The organism is Burkholderia mycopellens, from assembly GCF_964265025.1.
Classification (GTDB): Bacteria; Pseudomonadota; Gammaproteobacteria; order Burkholderiales; family Burkholderiaceae; genus Burkholderia.
In genome coordinates this window covers 2,114,368-2,133,608 of sequence record NZ_OZ183802.1, presented here as the reverse complement: position 1 = coordinate 2,133,608, position 19,241 = coordinate 2,114,368, and the positions used below count along the sequence as shown (strand labels likewise).

19 protein-coding genes and 1 pseudogene are annotated in these 19,241 nt (G+C 63.0%); 9 read left to right on the top strand and 11 right to left on the bottom strand.

Going from position 1 to position 19,241, the window contains the following annotated elements; genetic code table 11:
- Positions 1–37 precede the first annotated feature (37 nt).
- Positions 38–643, bottom strand: coding sequence for a ParB N-terminal domain-containing protein (locus ACPTTC_RS09825; protein WP_423392345.1), 606 nt, complete (start codon positions 641–643; stop codon positions 38–40).
- A gap of 512 nt (positions 644–1,155) precedes the next feature.
- Here ACPTTC_RS09825 and ACPTTC_RS09820 point away from each other — a divergent pair.
- The 3 genes from ACPTTC_RS09820 (at position 1,156) to istB (ending at position 5,129) form a co-directional block, all read left to right on the top strand.
- The gene (locus ACPTTC_RS09820) at positions 1,156–2,640 is read left to right on the top strand and encodes an ISNCY family transposase (RefSeq protein ID WP_423392344.1); all 1,485 of its coding nucleotides are present in this window, start codon (positions 1,156–1,158) and stop codon (positions 2,638–2,640) included.
- A gap of 369 nt (positions 2,641–3,009) precedes the next feature.
- Positions 3,010–4,266 carry an IS21-like element ISBcen28 family transposase gene (gene istA / locus ACPTTC_RS09815; RefSeq protein ID WP_423391356.1) on the top strand — a complete coding sequence of 419 codons (1,257 nt, stop codon included), beginning with the start codon at positions 3,010–3,012 and terminating at the stop codon, positions 4,264–4,266.
- Complete coding sequence (gene istB, locus ACPTTC_RS09810) at positions 4,263–5,129, top strand: IS21-like element ISBcen28 family helper ATPase IstB (protein ID WP_124681121.1); 867 nt, start codon at positions 4,263–4,265, stop codon at positions 5,127–5,129. Before istA ends, istB begins: the two co-directional genes overlap by 4 nt.
- A gap of 169 nt (positions 5,130–5,298) precedes the next feature.
- Here istB and ACPTTC_RS09805 read toward each other — a convergent pair whose 3' ends face one another.
- Positions 5,299–6,321 carry an IS110 family transposase gene (locus ACPTTC_RS09805; protein ID WP_423392343.1) on the bottom strand — a complete coding sequence of 341 codons (1,023 nt, stop codon included), beginning with the start codon at positions 6,319–6,321 and terminating at the stop codon, positions 5,299–5,301.
- A 30-nt stretch (positions 6,322–6,351) separates the two neighbouring features.
- Positions 6,352–6,891, bottom strand: a complete 540-nt coding sequence (locus ACPTTC_RS09800) for a hypothetical protein (RefSeq protein WP_423392342.1) — start codon at positions 6,889–6,891, stop codon at positions 6,352–6,354.
- On the opposite strand from ACPTTC_RS09800, the gene ACPTTC_RS09795 reads away from it, so the two are divergent.
- Positions 6,884–7,720, top strand: coding sequence for an AraC family transcriptional regulator (locus ACPTTC_RS09795; RefSeq protein WP_423392341.1), 837 nt, complete (start codon positions 6,884–6,886; stop codon positions 7,718–7,720). The genes ACPTTC_RS09800 and ACPTTC_RS09795 overlap by 8 nt on opposite strands.
- Before the next feature lie 402 nt (positions 7,721–8,122).
- Here the strand turns inward: ACPTTC_RS09795 and ACPTTC_RS09790 are convergent, their stop codons facing one another.
- From ACPTTC_RS09790 to ACPTTC_RS09780, 3 genes and pseudogenes are all read right to left on the bottom strand, one after another.
- Positions 8,123–10,414, bottom strand: a complete 2,292-nt coding sequence (locus ACPTTC_RS09790; protein ID WP_423392340.1) for an Ig domain-containing protein — start codon at positions 10,412–10,414, stop codon at positions 8,123–8,125.
- Between the two features lie 461 nt (positions 10,415–10,875).
- The gene (locus tag ACPTTC_RS09785) at positions 10,876–11,196 is read right to left on the bottom strand and encodes an H-type lectin domain-containing protein (RefSeq protein WP_175969972.1); all 321 of its coding nucleotides are present in this window, start codon (positions 11,194–11,196) and stop codon (positions 10,876–10,878) included.
- Between the two features lie 449 nt (positions 11,197–11,645).
- Positions 11,646–11,963, bottom strand: a pseudogene (locus ACPTTC_RS09780) (LysR substrate-binding domain-containing protein); the annotation flags it as partial.
- A gap of 299 nt (positions 11,964–12,262) precedes the next feature.
- On the opposite strand from ACPTTC_RS09780, the gene ACPTTC_RS09775 reads away from it, so the two are divergent.
- Together ACPTTC_RS09775 and ACPTTC_RS09770 are read left to right on the top strand one after the other, a co-directional pair.
- Positions 12,263–12,682, top strand: a complete 420-nt coding sequence (locus tag ACPTTC_RS09775; protein WP_423392339.1) for an organic hydroperoxide resistance protein — start codon at positions 12,263–12,265, stop codon at positions 12,680–12,682.
- A 67-nt stretch (positions 12,683–12,749) separates the two neighbouring features.
- Complete coding sequence (locus tag ACPTTC_RS09770; protein WP_423392338.1) at positions 12,750–13,079, top strand: DUF4148 domain-containing protein; 330 nt, start codon at positions 12,750–12,752, stop codon at positions 13,077–13,079.
- Positions 13,080–13,319: 240 nt separating this feature from the next.
- Here ACPTTC_RS09770 and ACPTTC_RS09765 read toward each other — a convergent pair whose 3' ends face one another.
- Positions 13,320–14,036, bottom strand: coding sequence for a class I SAM-dependent methyltransferase (locus ACPTTC_RS09765; RefSeq protein ID WP_423392337.1), 717 nt, complete (start codon positions 14,034–14,036; stop codon positions 13,320–13,322).
- 41 nt (positions 14,037–14,077) lie between these two features.
- Positions 14,078–14,605 (bottom strand): DedA family protein, encoded by a 528-nt coding sequence (locus ACPTTC_RS09760; protein ID WP_423392336.1) that lies wholly within the window; start codon positions 14,603–14,605, stop codon positions 14,078–14,080.
- 284 nt (positions 14,606–14,889) lie between these two features.
- Here ACPTTC_RS09760 and ACPTTC_RS09755 point away from each other — a divergent pair, with 284 nt between their 5' ends.
- The 3 genes from ACPTTC_RS09755 to ACPTTC_RS09745 all read left to right on the top strand — a co-directional run bounded on the left by ACPTTC_RS09755 (position 14,890) and on the right by ACPTTC_RS09745 (position 17,752).
- The gene (locus ACPTTC_RS09755; RefSeq protein ID WP_226200748.1) at positions 14,890–15,555 is read left to right on the top strand and encodes a response regulator transcription factor; all 666 of its coding nucleotides are present in this window, start codon (positions 14,890–14,892) and stop codon (positions 15,553–15,555) included.
- A complete protein-coding gene (locus ACPTTC_RS09750) occupies positions 15,552–16,937 on the top strand; it encodes an ATP-binding protein (protein ID WP_423392335.1) in 1,386 nt (461 codons plus the stop codon). The genes ACPTTC_RS09755 and ACPTTC_RS09750 overlap by 4 nt, the downstream gene beginning before the upstream one ends.
- A 98-nt stretch (positions 16,938–17,035) precedes the next feature.
- On the top strand, positions 17,036–17,752 hold the full coding sequence (locus ACPTTC_RS09745; RefSeq protein WP_423392334.1) for a GNAT family N-acetyltransferase: 717 nt from the start codon (positions 17,036–17,038) through the stop codon (positions 17,750–17,752).
- Positions 17,753–17,800: 48 nt separating this feature from the next.
- On the opposite strand, the gene ACPTTC_RS09740 is transcribed toward ACPTTC_RS09745, so the two are convergent.
- The 3 genes from ACPTTC_RS09740 to ACPTTC_RS09730 form a co-directional block, all read right to left on the bottom strand.
- Positions 17,801–18,256: a MarR family winged helix-turn-helix transcriptional regulator gene (locus tag ACPTTC_RS09740; RefSeq protein WP_423392333.1), complete on the bottom strand. Its 456-nt coding sequence runs from the start codon at positions 18,254–18,256 to the stop codon at positions 17,801–17,803.
- Between the two features lie 102 nt (positions 18,257–18,358).
- Positions 18,359–18,487 carry a hypothetical protein gene (locus ACPTTC_RS09735; protein ID WP_423392332.1) on the bottom strand — a complete coding sequence of 43 codons (129 nt, stop codon included), beginning with the start codon at positions 18,485–18,487 and terminating at the stop codon, positions 18,359–18,361.
- On the bottom strand, positions 18,484–18,855 hold the full coding sequence (locus ACPTTC_RS09730; protein ID WP_423392331.1) for a GFA family protein: 372 nt from the start codon (positions 18,853–18,855) through the stop codon (positions 18,484–18,486). Before ACPTTC_RS09730 ends, ACPTTC_RS09735 begins: the two co-directional genes overlap by 4 nt.
- Positions 18,856–19,241 lie beyond the last annotated feature (386 nt).

Genomic DNA, 19,241 nt, shown 5'->3' with positions numbered 1-19,241 from the left:
TACAACGCCCTGGATTGAGAAGAGAAGAGAAAAGAGCTCAGATGGTCCGCTCGACGCATAAAGATTGCTGTGAATCGGACTGAAAATGCTCAAGCGAAACGCGGCCGCTCTCGAATAGCATTGCGAGAGGGAAATTGCAAACATAATCTACGGGCGTAAGCAGGGTATGACGTGTGGACTTGGGCGGGTACAGCTTGCCGGTCATGCCGCGGGAAATGATTTCGTCGGGGCTGACGACCACGTCGTTACGCCAGGCTGTGAGTGAGACGTGCGAATACGTAACAAGCAAGCATGGCACGCTCGCAAGGCCACGCTGCAACGCAAAGGCCAGGCGGTGATGGCCATCCATTACGATCATCGACCCGCGCTCGACCAGAATAGGTTCTTTCCAGAATCCATCCCGCAGGATGTCGGAAGTAACTTCCATCAGTCGATCCGGCACACACTCTTCGGTCGGGCGCAAGCGTGCCGGTGACGCCAGAATGAGTTCGGGTCGGGGAATGCTTTCTTTCATTAAGCCATCACGCATTCGAATCTCCGAAACCGGTCTGAAAATTAAACGCGATGCATCACCATCCAATTGACTCAACGGTGCGAGCCTCGAGCTATAGAGCGTTGCTGTCGTATTTTCGAATTCGTTCAATTAAAAAATTATGACGGCGCTGCCCAATTTGGCTCATTCCGAAAATCGGTTATAAAAATGTAAATAATCTGTCTCGAAATTTAACCGAGAGAAATGGAGCGCTTTCTCCAAGGCTAGAGAAAGCGTTTGCGAAAATTTGTGCAATCTAGTAACCGAACGTGAGGATGGCTTCGGCTCGACTCACTCGGCAATGGGGATTAAGAAGCTCTATGAGGTTGCTCGATCGAACGGCGATTAGAATAAGTTGGCGTTAATTTAGATTCAACTGATACGTTTGACAGGTAGCAGATTTATTTTCTAAATTGACCAGTCGCGATGTCAATCTATCCCGTCAGCTTGCTGAGGGCCGCCGTGGTGTATGCGAGGCCGCATTGAGTGAATTTTACATAATCAAGATTATCGATAGTTTTGGTGTAGTAGCTTTTTAGAAATGTCGTGTTCTAGCCATTTAGAAATGTCGCGTTTGGACCTCGGTAAGCTTGCCGGCTCCCCGTCAGATCATGGAGCCGGCGATGCACCGAACAGCACTGGTGACATTGAACATGCGAGAACTCGACCGTCTGAAGGTAATCCAGGCTGTGGTGGATTTGGGCCTGAAGCCTGGCCGCGCGGCCGAACGACTGGGCCTAACGGTCCGGCAGATCGAACGGCTAGTGATTCGGTACCGGGAATCTGGTGCGGCTGGACTGACGTCGCTCAAACGTGGTCGTCCGGGGAACCGGCGATTGGACGAGGAACTGGCTCGGCGAGCGCTGGCGATCATTCTCGAGCGCTACGCGGATTTTGGCCCGACGCTGGCCTGCGAGAAGTTGTCCGAGTGCCATGGCATCCAGTTGGCCAAGGAGACGGTCCGGAAGCTGATGACGGATGCCGGTTTGTGGGTGCCACGCCGGCAGCGGCCGCCGAAGGTCTATCAGCCGCGGGCCCGGCGCGCCTGCTTGGGTGAACTGATCCAGATCGACGGCAGCGATCATCGATGGTTCGAGGAACGGGCGCCGGCCTGCACGCTGCTGGTGTACGTCGACGACGCGACGAGTCGGTTGATGCATCTGCACTTCACGCAGACCGAATCGACCTTCAGCTACTTCGAAGCGACGCGGGCGTATCTGGAGCGTTACGGCAAACCTGGAGCGCTCTACAGCGACAAGTACAGCGTGTTCCGCAGCCCAACCGCGAGCAAGACCGGAAGCAGCGTGACGCAGTTTGGCCGGGCCATGTATGAGTTGAACATCGATACGTTTTGCGCGAACAGCAGCTCGGCCAAGGGCCGTGTCGAGCGAGCGCATCTGACCTTGCAAGACCGGCTCGTGAAGGAACTGCGGCTGCGCGGGATCAGCACGGTAGCCGAGGCCAATGCGTATGCGCCCTCCTTCATGGCAGCCTACAACACACGCTTCGCGAAGCCGCCGCGCAGCGACTTCAATGCGCATCGGCCACTGCGAGACGACGAGGATCTGGATACGTTATTGACGTGGCGTGAAACACGTCGGGTATCGAAATCGCTGACCGTGCTCCACGACCGAGTGCTTTACTTGCTGGACGACACGCCGGTCAACCGGAAGCTGATTCACCGCTACATCGATGTATGGGAGTACCCCGACGGGCGGATCGAAATCCGAGCCGATGGCAAGGTTCTGTCTTGCCGTCTTTACGACAAGCTGGCGGAAGTCGATCAAGGTGCAGTGATCGAGCAAAAGCGATTGAGTCACGTGCTACAAGTTTCGCAAGCGCTTCAGGCTCAGCGCGACAACCGTCGAACCTCCGGATCGCCGTCGCGAACCAATCAAGGTCAGGCCGTCCGCGGTTCAAAGCAACCCGTTGGCACGAAGAAGCAACGTGCATTTACGCAGGCCGACGTCGAGCAGGTAATCGTGGATCTCGCCGAACGCAGACAGCCGCAACAGCCCGCGCGCAAACCTAGCCGTCGGTCTGCAAGGGGCAATGACGCAAGCGTAAGCACCCTGCCCGTTCAGGACCAGCTCTTCGACACGGCGTGATCTGCAGCCCATGAGAAACAAATCATGAACCCCTGAAAACACGACATTTCTATTTAGCTGGCGCCCCGACATCTTGAAATGGCTATGACATTTGGTGTAGGAGCAAAGTAGTAATCTATGGCCAGCCCGAATTTTGCAACCCCTGGTTCTGATGTCTTTGGCTTGCGCAAATCTATCCGGAATCTGAGGTAGAGCCTCGTTCCACGATGAAAACCGCACCGGTCGATCCTCAAAATGTCGGCAGCTGTCAGCGTCGGATAGATACTCCCCACTTTCGTCGAAGTAATTTTCCCCAGTTTTTTATCTGATGGCGCCGCGGTAGCGGCGCCGTCCTGTCGATCGCCGACCATATCGCCCTGGAGATCCGTCGTGGGGGTGTCGGTGGTCGAGCTGGAGGAAGTGATGACGATTCTGGAATTGCATCGGCAAGGGCTGAGTATTTCGGCCATCGCTACTCGACTGGGTATGGACCGCAAGACCGTTCGTAAATACATCAGGAATGGCGTTCAGGCGCCGCGTTACGGTCCGCGCGCACCGCGACCGTGCGTGGTCGATCCGTTCGTCCACTACGTCACCGAACGTGTGCGCGAGTTTCCCGACCTGAGCGTCGAGCGACTGCTGCGCGAGATTCGGGCCATGGGGTACACCGGTGGCCGCACGGCACTGGGCGACCTGGTTCGGGAGGTCCGGCCGCCCCGCCAACGTGGCTTCGAGGTGCGCTTCGAGACGCCTGCCGGGCATCAAGCGCAGGTGGATTTCGCCCACTTCAATGTCGAGTTCGGCGACGCGCCTGGCCAGCGACGCTCGATCTGGCTATTCTCGATCGTGCTTGGGCACAGCCGCTATCTCTGGGGACGTTTCGTCGAGCATCAGGACCTGCAGACCGTCCTGCGCTGCCACATGGATGCGTTCGAGCACCTCGGCGGCGCTCCGCGCGAGATTCTGTACGACCGGATGAAGGCGGCCGTGCTGGGCGAAGTCGAGAAGCACATCGTCTACAACGCGAAGCTGGTCGCGTTTGCGCAGCACTACGGCTTCGCGCCGCGCGCCTGCAAGGCATATCGCGCCAAGACCAAGGGCAAGGTCGAGCGGCCGTACCGCTATATCCGGCAGGACTTCTTCCTGGCGCGTCGTTTCCAGAATCTCGCCGACTTGAACCGACAGTTGCGCGAGTGGCTCGACACGGTGGCCAATGTGCGCGTGCACGGCACGACGCACCGCGTCGTCGCCCAGCACTTCGGTGAGGAGCGTCCCGCACTGCAGGCGTTGCCGGCCGGCACCTTCAACGGCGTGATCCGGCTCGAGCGTCGCGTGAGTCACGAAGGCCTCGTCTCGGTCGGCGGCAACTACTACAGCGTGCCCGATCGAACACGCAAGCGCACGCTCGACGTCCACAGTCTGGCCCACGAGATCCGCATCTACGAAGACGGTGAACTGCTGGCGGTTCATCCCGTGCTCGAAGGCCGGCGACGAACCTCGCTGTTGCCCGGCCATCGGCGCGCAAATCAGCGCAAGCAGCCAGCACGACACCCATCACCATCGGTAACGGTAGCCGTAGCTCGCCGGCCTCTGTCGTTCTATGACCAGGTCGCAAGACGCCTCGCAGATGCTGGGAGGACCGCATGAGCGGCATGCCTGCCTCGACACTGGAACGCATCCGGCGCTATCTCGTCGGCTTGCGCATGCCGCGCGCGCTCGAAACGCTGGACGCCACCCTGAATCGCTTCGAGCAAGGCGACAGCTCGATGCTGGAAGTGTTGGAAACGCTGCTGGGCGAGGAGTTCACGACGCGCGAGACCCGCCGCATCCGGATGGCGCTGCAGACCGCGCGGCTCGGCACGATCAAGACGCTGGCCGGTTACGACTTCAGCTTCCAGCCGAGCCTCGACCGAGATCGCATCATGACGCTTGCGCAACTTGAGTTCATCGAACGACGGCAGACCGTGCACTTCCTTGGGCCGCCCGGCACGGGCAAATCGCACCTGTCCATTGCGCTGGGCGTGGAAGCCGTGCGCGCCGGCAAGAGCGTCTACTTCGGCTCGCTGGCCGAGATCGTGAACTCGATGGCCAAGGCCGAGCGGGAGGGCAACCTGGCGCAGCGCGTGCGCTTCCTTGCACGCAACAGCCTGCTCATCGTCGACGAGATCGGTTACCTGCCGATCGGCTCCAACGGCGGCAATCTGTTCTTCCAGCTCGTCAACGCCTGCTACGAGCGCTGCGCGATCATCCTGACGTCCAATCGCAGCTTCGGCGAATGGGGCGAAGTGTTCGGCGACAGCGTGGTCGCCGCGGCGCTGCTCGACCGGCTGCTGCACCACGCGATCGTCGTGCAGATTGAAGGCACATCGTACCGCCTACGAGAACACGCCGATCTGCTGCCCGACCATCTGCGCAACCGACCATCTTCCCTGAATCACCCGTCCGCTGAACCGGTTCGTCGGCGCCCGGGCCGTCCGCGAAGGAGCTCATCCGATCACATCGCCGGCTGATCACCGTCCGAACAGGGTGGGGAATTTTACTTCGACACTTCTGGGGAAATTACGTCCGACGTTGACAGCAGCTGCTGGGAGCTGTACAACTTGTCAGGTTCTTCGTCCGGTCGCTGTGCCGTTAGATCATCAGAGTTACAGCAGTCGCAAAACCTGGCGGGACAAATTTTCAAGCACGACAACCGCGCGACGGATCGTACACCGCGTGCTTCGTCAATACAGCCCAAGCGATTCGAGCCAGCTTGTTGGCTACCGCGCATGCCACCACGTTCGAATGGCGTCGTGTGAGCATCGATCTGATCCATTCCCCCAACCGATCAGTTCGTAGCGCCACTCGCTGGATGACGGCTCGCGCACATTGGACCAACAAGTGTCGCAGATGCTTGTCGCCTCGCTTGCTGATTCCATACAAGATGTTTCGGCCACCGGTGCTATGTTGCCTGGGCACGAGACCGATCGACGCCGCAAAGTTGCGTCCGCCATCGTACTGACTAACGTTCCCGATCTCGGACGCGAGAAGGCTCGCCGTGATGACGCCGATACCAGGAATCGACAGCAGTCGGACTGCATTTTCGTCCTCGCGTAGCTGCATCGTCAGATCTTTGTCGATGTCATGGACCTGTTGATCCAGATATCGATAATGTTCGTGCAATCGGTGCAGCAGCTCGGCCAGTCGAGGCGGCAACTCATTGGCGGCCAAGGTGTCGGGAATGCGATGAAAAACAGCTTTGGACGTTGGCAGACTAATACCGAATTCCAGAAGAATGCCGTGAATTCGATTGATGGTAGCCGTGCGCTCTACGACGAGGCCCTCTCGAACCCGATGCAACGCAGCAAGCGTTTGCTGTGCCTCTGAGCGAGGTTCTACAAAACGCATCGAGGGGCGTGCTGCAGCCTCACAAATCGCTTCGGCATCGATGTAGTCGTTCTTGTTGCTCTTCACAAAGGGGCGGACATACTGAGGCGAAACGAGCTTGGCGGTATGTCCCATGGCGATCAATTGGCGTGCAAGCCAATGCGATCCCGCGCAGGCCTCCATGACAACTGTCACGGCCTTCAGATTCCCGAAAAACGGCAAGAGTTGAGCGCGCGTCAGCCTCTTGCGAAATACTTCGTGACCCTTTGCATCTTGTGCGTGCAGATGAAACACATGCTTGCCCAAATCGATGCCGATCAGCGTGACCTCGTTCATGGCGCTCTCCTCTACCGTGGACCGAACTGCCTATCGTAGAACGATCGCTGGGATCGGGCTGGCCATTTCATTATGTCGTAGCTGGAGGGTTTCGGCGCATGCTGGCGGCGGTTCGAACTGCCGGAGCGCATCGTGGGCCAACCTGGACTGATCTTCGCGTGCGCGCGCATCGGCGGTCGCGAGATCGGGGTTGCCGGCGAGCGCCTCGTCGATCAGTGCACTCAGTTGCGCATCGTTCAGCGTGCGCCACCAGTCGGCGGCCGGCCAGTCGGCGTCCGGTGCGTGCGCGAGGCTGCGCGATGCGGCGAGCGTATCGGCGCCGCGCAGCGTGCCGGCCGGCGCGAGCCCGTCGCGGCTCGCGCACGCGCCGAGCACGACGAGCGCCGCGGCGACGGCGATTCGCGACATGACGCGCGGTGCGCCGGCATCGCGTGTCCAGGGAGCAAGTGCTGCATGCATCGCATTCCTCTGCTTCGTATCGGTTTGAACACGACACGCATTGTTGGACGCTCCCGGACAAAGCTGATAATGTTGTTTAGACAAAAAATAATGAATTCCGGCCATGCCCATCCGACACGTTTCCCCGCCGCGTACCGCGAAGCGCGCCGACTCCGATCCGAGCGAGCGTGAGGACGGCCCGTCGCTGATCGCCGTCTGGGGCGAGGACGACGGCGGTAACACGTACCGGCTCGGTACCCGCGAGGTCGACTGGCACAGCCATTTGCGCGGTCAGGTGTTCTGCGTCGAAAGCGGTTTCGCGCACGTGCGCACCCCGCATGGTTCGTGGCTGCTGCCGCCGCATCGCGCGGGCTGGATTCCGCCGGACGAGCAGCACAAGGTCAGCATCAGCGGCGCGTTGAGCGGCTGGAGTGTCGTGATCGCGCCTGCCGCGAGCCGGCGGATGCCGGGCCAGCCGTGCGTGATCGCGATCACCGAACTGATGCGCGCGCTCGTGCGGCGCGCGGTGTCGTGGGCCGATCAGGATCGGCTCGATATGGAGCAGGCGCGCATCAGCGTCGTGCTGCTCGACGAGATGCGCCGTGCGCCGCACGAGCCGCTGCATCTGCCGATGCCGCGCGACCGGCGGCTGCTGCGCATCGCCAACGCGATCCTCGGGCAGCCGCACGACAGCCGCACGCTCGAAGCGTGGGCCGAATGGGCCGGGTTGTCCGCCCGCACGCTGAGCCGCCTGTTCGTCGCGGAAACCGGCACGAGCTTCGCGCAATGGCGTCAGCAGGCGCGCCTGACGCATGCGCTCGAACGGCTTGCGAACGGCGACAGCGTCGCCAACATCGCCGACGCGCTGGGCTACGCGACGCCGAGCAACTTCATCGCGATGTTCCGCCGCGCATTCGGCGATTCGCCCGCACACTACTTCGCGAAGCGCAGGCAGCCATAGCGCAGTGCTGAGCTGCCCCGCCCTTATCACCCCTGGCAGTACAGTACCGGCATCGATTCGGCGAGAACCTGACGATCCGGTCGAGGGAGTCGTGCGCGACGAATGTTCGCTTCCCTGCCCTCGGTTCGACGGCGAGCAGCATGAAGGCGCGCCATACGTCGGGCATCAGACGCGTTTTCGAAACGACGAGTTTGGATTTTAAATCGTGATGTTGTGATAAGAAAAGTTATCCAGACGTCATCATCGATTTATCCAACTGCGTGCTCCACGGCCGACGAATCGGCTCCTCACATGACGAATCCGCAGGCATCACCAGAACAACGCGCGCCGCACCGCTGCCGCGACGCGCGTCCGGAATGCAAGCGTGATTGCTCGCGAAACCGCCGAGCGGGAGCCGATGCTTCAGCGCACCCTGATCGTGTAAGCGGCTCGCGCGTCAGCCAGTCCCCCGTCATTGGTGGCCGTGACGGTGAAGGAATAGCGCCCGGTGTTGCCGGGCGTCCCGACGATCCCGCCGGTGTCGTGATTGAGTAGAAGACCTGGAGGCAACGCCCCGCCGGTCACAGAAAAATGGACTGTCGCGGGCGTATTCGTCGTGATTCTCGCTTCGTAGAGCGTGCCTCGCGCGGCATCCGGCAGAACCGTGGGGCTCAGTTGCGGCGTCGGCGCCGATACGGTCTGCGGCTTTCCCATCGGGGTCTTGTCGGGGTTCAACTGCTGTAACGACCAACTCTGCCCCGAACCGACGACCGTCAGGGTCCAGTGCGTATTCAGATCGCGGAACGCGAGCTTCTGCTGCTCGGTGAATGCGCCCAGATTTCTGGCTGTTTCCCACTGCTTGATTTTGTCGAGAATCTGAGGCGTCAGTGATTGTTTCGAGGACAGACTGGCCATCGTAAACCAGAAGCCGGTGCCGGCGTTGAGCCCCGCGCCGCGTGCGAGGCGGGTCTCGACCTGGAACAGGATATCGGCGTCGAGTGTCGGGACGCGGGTGAAAGTGAGCCATCCAAGCATGCCCGGCAGGTAGTTGGCCTGGTAGAAATCATTGTTGAGGAACATCTGATCCATCGTGTCGTCCCAACTCGCGCGGGTCAGCACGTCCCACGCATTCGAGGTCATCCGGCTGGTCTCGCTGATGTATCCATCGTGCCCGGTCTGGGTTGCGTAGGTACCGTTTATCAAACGGGCAATGCCAAAGCTGCCCCAGCCGGAGAGGCTGGCGGATTCCACACCGTCAAACGACTGGGACCGGATGCCGACGTCGTTCCGCAGCGTCCCGAACCGGACAGCAATCTCGTCGATGATGCCGAGGCCGCCCGTGGCCCCGCCATACGAATTCACGATCACCCTCGCCACGGGCGTACCTTGCGGGGCGTCGGCCGCGACGGAGCCCCATTGGCCTCGCTGCAGCCCGCTGACTTGCCATACCTTGCCGACCATTCGGAAACTGTCGAACGAGACGAACTCATTGCCGATACGCAGCATTTTTCCGTTGATCGCGGCCTGCACCGGTCCGGATACGGGCAGGGAGAGCGCCGTGCTGGACGCGCTCAATGGCCGGGACAAAGCGGCTTGTGCGCCCGTAGCCAAACGAGGGTCCGGGGAGGGCGAAACGTACGGGTCGATGGCGAGCGGGAGATCCGAGCCGGTGCTGATGAAGTCCGACATGGTATGAACGCCGACGCGGATACCTTGCTCTTTTGCAGCAGCCACCAGCCGTGCAGCGCCGGTGTCGCTGCTGCCGAAGCTGGCGTCGAATCGATAATGCCCGGTATAGGCCCACGGCCCCCGATAGTTCAGCGGAAGCGAGTAGATGTAGTGGATTCCGGCGCTTTTGGCGAAGCCGGCAGCCTGGTTGACATTGCTGGTCGCGAGATCGGCCAGCACGAGAAACGACTGGCTGCTGGCCTGGGCGACTTTCTGCCATTGGCCGTTCTGGGTCGGATACGGGAGGTTCTCGCCCGACGCGATGAACGACAACAGAGTCGTCACGAGATCCGGTTCGCAACCGTATAGCGCAATTTTCGATCCGATTACCGTGCCGTTGATGTCGAGCGGGCCGAGCGGAATCGGAGAGCCGTTGGGGTTGAGCCGCGTACGCTCGCGTGTATAGTCAAAAGTGAAGGCGCGCAGCACGGCCCCCCACGAAGTCTTGGCGGCCACGCTCCACGGTTCCATGTCCGCCACCGTCAGCTTGTACGGATTCGGGTTGACGTCGCTTTCCCAGCCGTATTGCGGATATTCCTTGGGCCACGCGCCTTCGGTGCGATCGTTGAGCGGCTTGAGGCCGATCGCAAAATCGTTGTTTCGCACCACGCCCGCCGCTTCGCCGACGGTGTGGTTGATCACAAGGGGCAATGGCCCCCACAGCAGCGTCTGAACGTCGCCACCGTTGGCGATCAGCACCCGGGTGACTTCAAAGGTGGCGTAGCCGTTCTTCTGCAGGACGCGCACATCGGCCTCGAATCCGAGACGCGTCTCGCTCACGAAGAAAAGCGTGTTGTCAGCGGACGACCATCGGACGCCAGTGGGCATTACCTGTTGTCCGTTGATCACGAGACTGACGAGCGGGACGGACTTCCCGGGCGATATGAAGTCGTGGCCGCTGCGGGAATCGATGAGTTCGACGACAGCGCCGGTGGAGTCCAGGCCCAGCGTCAAGTAGCCGGCCGGAATGTGCAGAGTGCTTTTCATTTTTCGACTTTCCTGACGATACGAGTGGGCACCGGCGGCGCAGTTTCACCATTGCATCCTTCTCACGCATGCCGTGAGCCCATGTTTTGAATATCTAACCGATCCCCTTGGCAGACATGTAACGGTGGCCGGCGGATATCCCGGATCATTGGACGCAGCCGATCTGGCGGACGGCTTCGAACGCCCGGGCAGGTTGTCGACGCCGGTGATCCTGCATCGACGGGCGAGCACACCGGCCTTCGAAGCTCGCCCCTTCCGGGATCAGGGCCGCGGGATCAGCGTCGCGATCCTTGTGGACGGCATATGACAAGCGACGCACCGTGACTGCCTCTATGACGCTCGCCGCGGGGCATGCTGCACGGCAATCCGTTCCGATGGCGGCCAGCCGCCGAACTACCGGTCGTGGAACCGGTGTAGCTCGAGAGGAGACGGCAACCGCATGACTGCGGCATGTTTCCTGATTAGCTCGGAACCTCGGCGATGTATGCAATGTAGAGGTTTTGCCCCCAATCAGTGCCCGAATAATCGGGGAACACCGCATCTTCGCGAGTGATATTGACGTTGAAACCGGTCGTCGTGACTTTGGTCACCGTCACCGAGAACGTGTCCGGATAAGAGGATGCGTCGTTGGGGTCTTGCAGGGCCGTCACGATGACGACGGGAGCAGTCGAAAACGTGCCCGGGAACGTGATCTGCGCATTGAGCGGCGGGTTTTTCCAGGAAATCCGGTCGCCGCTTTGATAGCTGCCGACTGCCTGCTTCGCTACGATTCTTTCCAGCATTTCGAGCTCCTTATGGACAAGACGATTGACGTCGTTGGTGATCCGTGCGCGAAAGCACTCCGCTCGAAGCAAAGGTATGTCGAGCGCACTGCGAAAGCGATTACACGCGATTACACGCGATTACACGACTGAGGTAGCGATCCGGGTTCGCCGAAATGGAGGCCGAATCACCATGCGAGCGGCTGGCCGGGCGATGTCGACGCCTGGTATGAACGGCACGCGACACCGTCGCGGCAATGCATGCCCTTGTCCCGAATGCACTGCGAGCCGTTGACGTGCAATCTCACTGAACGTCCTGACCGGCTGCTGACCGCAGTCCACCGCCCCTCCCCGCACTCGTTCCCCCGACGCATGACTGTTGCTCTACGGTGGGTGTTCGAGATTGCAACTGGCGCGCCTGGCGCGATGCGCCGGCGCCGTATGGCGCATGTCCCGGCCGGCTGCGTGGCCGGTGCGCGCGCCAGATGCTCGACGAGAAAGTCGCCGAATGTACGTACGCGTGACGACAAAACGCGCGCATGCGGATACAGCAGCATGAGTGGCCGCGACCGGCCGCCGAGGCCGGGCAGCACTTCCACGAGCGCGCCGGCGCACAAATCCTGCTCGATGATGAAGCGATACGTCTGGAACAGGCCCACACCGCTGCGCGCGAGCGGCACACCGGCAAGGTAGTCACCCGACGTACCGTAGCGGCCGGTCGTCGCGACGTCGAGTTCTTCCGAGCCATCGTTGAACAGCCACGGAATTGGCCGCCCGCTGCTCGGCAGCTATACGGCCGTCAGCGAAGCTCGTGCCCGCCTGACCGATCGGCCGCCCCGCCAGGCGGTCACCCCTTCCCGACAGCGCTTTCACCCGCCCTGCCCGGATTTGCCGCTCGTCGAATATCGGCGATCGATCGTCTGAAAGCCTTGTCCGGCAAAGCTGTACACGTTCCAGATACATTGAAATACAAAATATCGCATGCGATTTAATCGAATGAGATTGACGTGAAGGGTCACCTCGACGAAACTCCATCGCATGCGATCGAATCGCTCAGAAGCAAACCACCCAACTGACGGAGCAAATGATGAGCAAGATCGAAAAAGTGCTGTACACGGGCAAGACGCATACGACCTCGGGCGGCCGCGACGGCGCGGCGCGCAGCTCCGACGGCCGCCTCGACATCCAGTTGTCGTCGCCGGGCGGCGCCGGCAGCGGCACCAACCCGGAACAATTGTTCGCGGCCGGCTGGTCGGCCTGCTTCATCGGCGCGATGCAGCTTGCGGCGCGTGCCGCGAAGGTGACGCTGCCGGCCGATCTCGCGGTCGACGCCGAAGTGGATCTCGGCACCGCCGGCAACGCGTACTTCCTGCAGGCGCGTCTGAACGTGAGCGTGCCGGGGCTCGATCGCGACGTCGCGCAGCGCATCGTCGATGCCGCGCACCAGACCTGCCCGTATTCGAAGGCGACGCGCGGCAACATCGACGTCGACATCCGTATCGCTTGAACGATGCATCAGGCGGCCTGGCGCCGCCTTGCCGAATGCCGATTTCCTTTGTTTCTTCTCGAGGTGAATGATGAATACCCGACTGATGGCCGCCCTTCTTGTTGCCGTGTCGGCCGCCGTCGCTGCGCCGGCGTTTGCCGGCGAAGGCACCGTGACGCGCTCGCAATTGCGTGCGGAACTGGCCGCGCTGCAGAAGGCCGGCTACCTCCCGAACCGGCCCAACGACCCGAACTATCCGGACAATCTGCAGGCTGCGCTGCGCCGGGCCCACGACACCGATGCGGTTGCCGTCGAGTCGCAGGCGTCCGGATACGGCAGCGACGTTGGCGGTGCGGTGCAGTCCGGCAGCCGTAGCCCGGTTCGCACGGTCGAGCGATCGATCTACTTTGGCCATTGAGCATGGCGCGTTGAAGTCGTCGCGCCAATCCGGGCAGTTCGATACGACGTGTGAGAAACGGGAGCGCGCGAGCACGGCGCGCTCCTCATCGGCCGTCGACGGAGCGTGACGTTGCAGGTCGACATGCAACACGTGCCTGCCGCGCAGCGCCAATGCGGCTGCCGGCTCTCGCGACCGGTGATTGTCGAAGAAGGAACGGCAGCCGTGGCCGGCCGAACAGCGCGCCATACCCGAGCGCGTTCACGATGACGGACTTCCTTCCGTCGACGGCCCCACGCCGTTTGAATTGAGCGATGGCGTGGTATCGACGCCTCGCAAAATCGTTGCCTCCGCAACCGCATCGAGCAACGGACGCGCACCGGGCCACTGATGGCCGGCTGCATCGGTCCTGCGTTCGAAGCGATACACGATGGCAGGCGGGAAGTTCATCCACGCGACGCCAACCCGGACGGCGCGAATGCGCATGGCTTCCAGGTAGCGCACCGGGATCGGGCAGCGCGGCACATACGTGAACTGGTAGAACGCGCCATCGGCAGCCAGGTGGCGCGCGAACGCGCAATGAACGATCGCGACCGCCTGTTCGACCGGCATCGCGACGAGCGGCAATCCGCTCACGATTGCATCCGCGCGCGCCCCGCCGAAGAAGTCGCCCGTCATGCCGAGCTGCGCCGCATCCATCTGCATGATCCGCAACGCGGGAAACCGATGCCGCAGCGCGGTCGCAAATGCGGGATCGGCTTCCACCAGCACCAGCCGGTCGCTCGAGACGCCGCGCGCGAGCAGTGCCCGCGTGAACACGCCGGTGCCCGCACCGAGCTCGATCACGGTAGCGCCGTCGCGCGGGATGTTCGCGGTGATCAGCGCGGCGAGCGCCGGGCCGGACGGCGCGAGCGCGCCGACCCGGCGTGGATTGCGCAACCAGGTACGCAGGAACAGCATCCATTCAGGGATTCGCATCGACAGGCTCCAGGCGGGATCGATCGGTCAACGACAGGTGGCTATGCGGCCGCTTGCGCGGCCAGGTAGCCCACCGTGATGAACAGCGTGTTCCAGAGCGCGATGCCGGCCGCGGCGCCCGACGCGAATCGCGCGAAGCTCGTTTCCAGCAAGCCGGCGAGCGCCGGTGCGACGAGCCGCACGAACGGCACCAGTTGCGACCAGAGTGCGAGCCGCGTGGGCCGCGCGCGGATTCCGTCGATCAGCGCGTCCATTCGTGCGGGCTGCAACCTGCCCAGCGGCGCGACGCGGCGCAGCAGCGCCAGCACGCTGTCTTCCGGCCACAGGTTGCCGAGCGCGTAATGCAACAGGCAGCCCGCGAAGCTGCCGAGCGCCGTGACGACGATGGCTTCCGGCAGTGTCCATGCACCTTGCGCGCTGGCGACGCCGATCATCGTGAGGAGCACGTGCGACGGCAGTACGGGGATCAGCCGTTCGATCAGTGACAGGCCGACGAGGCAGGCGATGCCGTTGGCGCTGGCCAGACTGAGCGGGAGACCGAACGGGACGAGCGTGGCGAGCTGGTTCATCGCACGGCTCCCGCGCGGCAGGCGCGCAACAGGCACAACGTGCGCGACCTTCCATGCCAGAATGGCCCGCACCGAGACGGCGTGAAGGTGGCGCTTCGTGCCGCATTGCATTGCAGCAACGGAATTGCAGGACGTGACACGGTCATCGCGAGCCTCTCGAGAAAACGCCAGATGCATTGCACCGGCAATGCGGCGATTGGCACGCATCGTGGCCCCCCGGCTTTAAGAAGTTTTTAATCGCGGTCGGTCAGGCTGGCGACCTCGACATTCGAGGAGCGAAACCCATGCATATCCTGCTGGTGGAAGACGATGTCATGCTGGCCGACGCCGTTTGCGCGGGCCTCAGGCAGAACGGCTGGCGCGCGGACTGGTCGGCCGACGTGCCGGCCGCGCGGCTCGCGCTCGTCGGCCACGACTACGACGCGGTGCTGCTCGACCTGCAACTGCCAGGCGCGTCCGGTTTCACGCTGCTCGCCGCGATGCGCGCGAACTACGACCCGACGCCGGTATTGATCGTGACCGCGCGCGATCAGCTGAGCGACCGGATCCGCGGCCTCGACGCAGGCGCCGACGACTATCTCGTGAAGCCGTTTCAGCTCGACGAGCTCTACGCACGGCTGCGCGCGCTGACGCGCCGCAGCCAGGGCCGCGTGTCGGAGCGCCTGATCTACCGCGACGTGCACGTCGATCCGGCGCGCAAGGAAGTCACGCGCGCCGGCGAGCCCGTTGCGCTCAGCATTCACGAGTACCGCACGCTGCTCGCGCTGATGGAGCGGCAAGGCCGCGTCGTCACGCGGACGCAGCTCGAAGAGCGCGTGTACGGCAACGACAGCGAAATCGAAAGCAACACAATCGCGGTGTACATCCATCAGCTTCGGCGCAAGCTCGGCGACGAACTGATCGTGACGGTGCATGGCTTCGGCTATCGCGTCGGGGAGAGCCCGGCATGAAGTCGCTGCGCGTGCGCCTGCTCGCGACCGTGATGGCGGCGGTCGTCGTGTTCTGGGCGAGCTGGGGGGCGTTTCTCGGCATCGGCCTGTGGCGCGAACAGCGCGGCTGGCGCGACGGCATGCTCGAAAGCGCCGCACAACTGCTGCTCCTGTCGTTGCCGGATACGATCGATCGCCTGCCCGAAGCGAACGCCCAGGCGGTCGTTCCGAAAGCCGCGTATGGCAGGTACGACATCGCGTTCCAGGTCTGGGTAGACGGCCGCAACGTGATGCACAGCGCGGATGCGCCGGGGCCGGCGCTCAAGGCTGACCTGCGGGACGGATACGGTATGAGCGCCGGTCGCGGCGCCGCGCACGACGAGACCTGGCGGGTCTACTCGCTGTCGGATCCGGCGGGCAGGATTCACGTTCAGACGGGCGGCCCGGCCACGACCTGGCAGGAGAAGGCGAGCAATGCGTTGCAACTCGGGCTGTTCAATACGGCGGTGATGCTCGGGATGCTGGGCGTCGTGATCTGGTGGGTGATCCGCTGGTCGTTCGGGCCGGTGCGCGAGGTCCAGCGAGCCATCCAGCACAAGGCCGCGTTCGATTTCTCGCCGTTGCCGCTGGTGACGCTGCCGCGCGAACTCCGCCCGCTCGTCGAGTCGTTCAATCGCCTGCTCGCGCGCCTGAATCAGGCCGTCGACACCGAACGCCGCTTCATCGGCGATGCGGCGCACGAGTTGCGCACGCCGCTGGCGGCGTTGTCCGCCCAGGCGGAAGTCGCGTTGCAGGCGGACAGTCTGGCGGACAAGAACGAAGCATTGCGTCGGCTCGCCACGGGCGTCGAGCGCAGCGCGCGGCTCTCCGGGCAATTGCTCGAACTGGCGCGGCTGGATGCCGGATCGCGCGTCGACCAGCATGGGCCGGTCGACCTGTCGCGGCTCGTTGCGCTGATCGCGAGCGACTTCGACGCGGCCGCAGATGCGCGCCGACAGACGGTGCGAATCGCGGTCGAACCGGTACGCGTCTGGGGCGATCTGGACGAGATCGCGATCGCGGTGCGCAACCTGATCGACAACGCGTTGCGATACGGCCGTGACGGCGGGCGGGTCGAGATTACGTGCGACGTTTCCGCCGATGCGGACGGGGCGCGGGTCAAGCTGCGTATCGCGGACGACGGGCCCGGTGTGCCGGTCGGCGAGCGCGAGCGGATCTTCGAACGCTTTTATCGCGTACCGGGGACGGTGCAGCCGGGCAGCGGCATCGGCCTGTCGCTTGTCGCGCGAATCGCCGAGTCTCACGGCGGGTCGGTCGAGGTGACGACCGGGATCGGGGGGGACGGGCTGGCGGTGGTCCTGTCGTTCCCGATATGGGTGGATCCGACGCACTGGCAGCGGTAGTGCGAGCGCCGACAATCCGGCCGGTGCAGGCGCCGCGCCCTGCCCGGTCGATACCGGTCTATGCTGTGCCATCGAAACCGTCAATCGAGGAGCCGCCGATGTCCGACGCAACGACCGGAAACGCGCCAGACAGTGCGCACCCGCTCGACCATGGGGTGTGGAACGCGCTGGCGGGCAGGCAGCGCCGCTTTGCGCTCGGCAATGACCGTGCGTGGCGGTTTCCGGCAGCCATCGCGCCGTTCGCCGCGATCGAGGACACGAGCGCGGCATCGTTCGACGCGTTGCGCATGCTGATCGCCGCACACGGGCCGGCGGCACTGGTCACGCCGGACGTGATCGAGCCGCCGGCGGGATTGTCGGCGATCCGGCGCGCGAACCTGTTGCAGATGATCTGGCAACGGACGCTCGACCCTGCGCCTGAATCCGGCTACGTCACGCTCGCCGAAGCCGATGTGCCGGAAATGCTCGCGCTGACCACGGCCGCGCAGCCTGGCCCGTTCGGCCCGCGCACGTTCGAGCTCGGCCATTACATCGGCATTCGCAGCGAAGGCAGGCTGGCCGCGATGGCCGGCGAGCGGATGCAGGTCGACGGGTATACGGAGATCAGCGCCGTCTGCGTGGATGCCGCGTTCCGGCGGCAAGGGCTGGCGGCGCGTCTGATGCGCTCGTTGATTGCGGAGATCGATGCGCGCGCGGAAACGCCTTTCCTGCACGTCCTCACGTCGAACCAGGTTGCGATCGAGCGCTATCTCGCCCTCGGTTTCGTCGTCCGCCGCGAGATGCACCTGCTGGTGCTGGGCGACGAGCACGCATGACGACGCGGCCGGCGCGACGCACGTGCCGGCCGCGGTTTGTCCGGACGTTTATTCGTCGGTCGAGCGGATCAGGTTGCCGCGCAGCGTGACGATCGCCTTCTGCATCTTGGCGAATTCGTCCGGCTTCAACCCGGTGGCTTCGACCAGATTCATGTCGAGCCCCTTCTCGCGCACGCGGCGGCCGCGCTTCGTGAGGCTGACGAGTACCTGGCGCTCGTCCGACGGATCGCGGTGCCGCTCCAGATAGCCCATCGCCTCGAGCTTCTTCAGGATCGGCGTCAGCGTATTGGATTCGAGGAACAGCTTCTCGCCGAGCTGGCCGACCGTCTGGTTGTCCTGCTCCCAGAGCGCAATGATCGTGATGTATTGCGTATACGTGAGGCCGAGCGCTTCGAGGATCGGCTTGTAGGCCTTGCCGAACGCGAGGTTCGCCGAGTAGATCGCAAAGCACAGGAACTCGGACAGCTTCGGCGCGGCGGCGGATGGGGCTTCGGTCGGTTTCATGAACGTCCTCCAGAGACGCGAGCGGCCGCAGATGGACGCATTATATATCGCGTGCGATCTTATCGGAAGCATGGTAATCGTGTTCGATGAACCGGCGCGCCGTCAGCCTGCCCTGCGGCGCTTGCCGGTCTGCATGCGGTTCACCGACAGCAGCGTGCATTGCACCGGATGCGCGATTTCGGTCGCGAGCCCGCCTGCGGCAAACAGCAGGATCGTCAGCCAGCGTTTCATGCGTCCTCCACGATCGAGAGGCTCGCGCCGTTGGCGACCGTTGCGTCGAGCGCATACGGATCGATACCTTCGAGGCAGCCGAGGTTGACGCGCCAGCAGGCGGGATCCATGCGCGTCTGATGGAACGGATAGATGCCGCAATGGCTGCAGAAATAGTGATGGGCCGTGCGTGTGTTGAATTGGTAGCACGTCAGCGCGCCCTCGCCTTCGACGATCTTCAGTTCGCTTGCGGCGAACATCGGGCTCATCAGCGCGCCGCGCCGGCGGCACAGGCTGCAGTTGCAGCGAACCGCCGGCGTCACGGTCGCTCTGACTTCGAATTTGACGGCCCCGCAATGGCAGGACCCTTTGAACCAGGTTGCAGACATGGTGGATTCCCGAAGAGGTCATGCCTGCTTTATAGCGGACGCCCGAAGCTGCGTTGTATCGCAATGTATCCGCTGTTCGTGCAGATACAGAACATTGCAAATCGGCGGCGGACTGTGGCGTATGGAGGCGGCGATCGGGGTGCGGCCACCGATCGCGGCATCTGCTTGCGGCTCGCCGCCCGCGGGTGTCCGATCAATCCGGCACGCGCCGCATCCGCTCGATCTCCGCCCGCGTTTCGCGTTCGAAACGGGTGCGATGGCGGCCCGCAAGAGAGCGAGCAGTCTGTCGCACACGGGCGCGATGCTTTGCCAAGGGGATACTGCACTTGCCGTTTTGGCCCTACAATGCGCAGGCGACGAAACCGCATGATCGGCCGTCAGGGTGC

What these genes read in the sequence shown, in the direction of transcription:
- ACPTTC_RS09740 (WP_423392333.1), bottom strand. Translation starts at nt 18,256, where the DNA reads ATGAAACCGACCGAAGCCCCATCCGCCGCCGCGCCGAAGCTGTCCGAG.
- ACPTTC_RS09775 (WP_423392339.1), top strand. Translation starts at nt 12,263, where the DNA reads ATGAGCAAGATCGAAAAAGTGCTGTACACGGGCAAGACGCATACGACC.
- ACPTTC_RS09745 (WP_423392334.1), top strand. Translation starts at nt 17,036, where the DNA reads ATGTCCGACGCAACGACCGGAAACGCGCCAGACAGTGCGCACCCGCTC.
- ACPTTC_RS09770 (WP_423392338.1), top strand. Translation starts at nt 12,750, where the DNA reads ATGATGAATACCCGACTGATGGCCGCCCTTCTTGTTGCCGTGTCGGCC.
- ACPTTC_RS09820 (WP_423392344.1), top strand. Translation starts at nt 1,156, where the DNA reads ATGCACCGAACAGCACTGGTGACATTGAACATGCGAGAACTCGACCGT.
- ACPTTC_RS09730 (WP_423392331.1), bottom strand. Translation starts at nt 18,855, where the DNA reads ATGTCTGCAACCTGGTTCAAAGGGTCCTGCCATTGCGGGGCCGTCAAA.
- ACPTTC_RS09765 (WP_423392337.1), bottom strand. Translation starts at nt 14,036, where the DNA reads ATGCGAATCCCTGAATGGATGCTGTTCCTGCGTACCTGGTTGCGCAAT.
- istB (WP_124681121.1), top strand. Translation starts at nt 4,263, where the DNA reads ATGAGCGGCATGCCTGCCTCGACACTGGAACGCATCCGGCGCTATCTC.
- ACPTTC_RS09755 (WP_226200748.1), top strand. Translation starts at nt 14,890, where the DNA reads ATGCATATCCTGCTGGTGGAAGACGATGTCATGCTGGCCGACGCCGTT.
- ACPTTC_RS09790 (WP_423392340.1), bottom strand. Translation starts at nt 10,414, where the DNA reads ATGAAAAGCACTCTGCACATTCCGGCCGGCTACTTGACGCTGGGCCTG.
- ACPTTC_RS09735 (WP_423392332.1), bottom strand. Translation starts at nt 18,487, where the DNA reads ATGAAACGCTGGCTGACGATCCTGCTGTTTGCCGCAGGCGGGCTCGCG.
- ACPTTC_RS09760 (WP_423392336.1), bottom strand. Translation starts at nt 14,605, where the DNA reads ATGAACCAGCTCGCCACGCTCGTCCCGTTCGGTCTCCCGCTCAGTCTG.
- ACPTTC_RS09795 (WP_423392341.1), top strand. Translation starts at nt 6,884, where the DNA reads ATGCCCATCCGACACGTTTCCCCGCCGCGTACCGCGAAGCGCGCCGAC.
- ACPTTC_RS09785 (WP_175969972.1), bottom strand. Translation starts at nt 11,196, where the DNA reads ATGCTGGAAAGAATCGTAGCGAAGCAGGCAGTCGGCAGCTATCAAAGC.
- ACPTTC_RS09805 (WP_423392343.1), bottom strand. Translation starts at nt 6,321, where the DNA reads ATGAACGAGGTCACGCTGATCGGCATCGATTTGGGCAAGCATGTGTTT.
- ACPTTC_RS09800 (WP_423392342.1), bottom strand. Translation starts at nt 6,891, where the DNA reads ATGGGCATGGCCGGAATTCATTATTTTTTGTCTAAACAACATTATCAG.
- ACPTTC_RS09750 (WP_423392335.1), top strand. Translation starts at nt 15,552, where the DNA reads ATGAAGTCGCTGCGCGTGCGCCTGCTCGCGACCGTGATGGCGGCGGTC.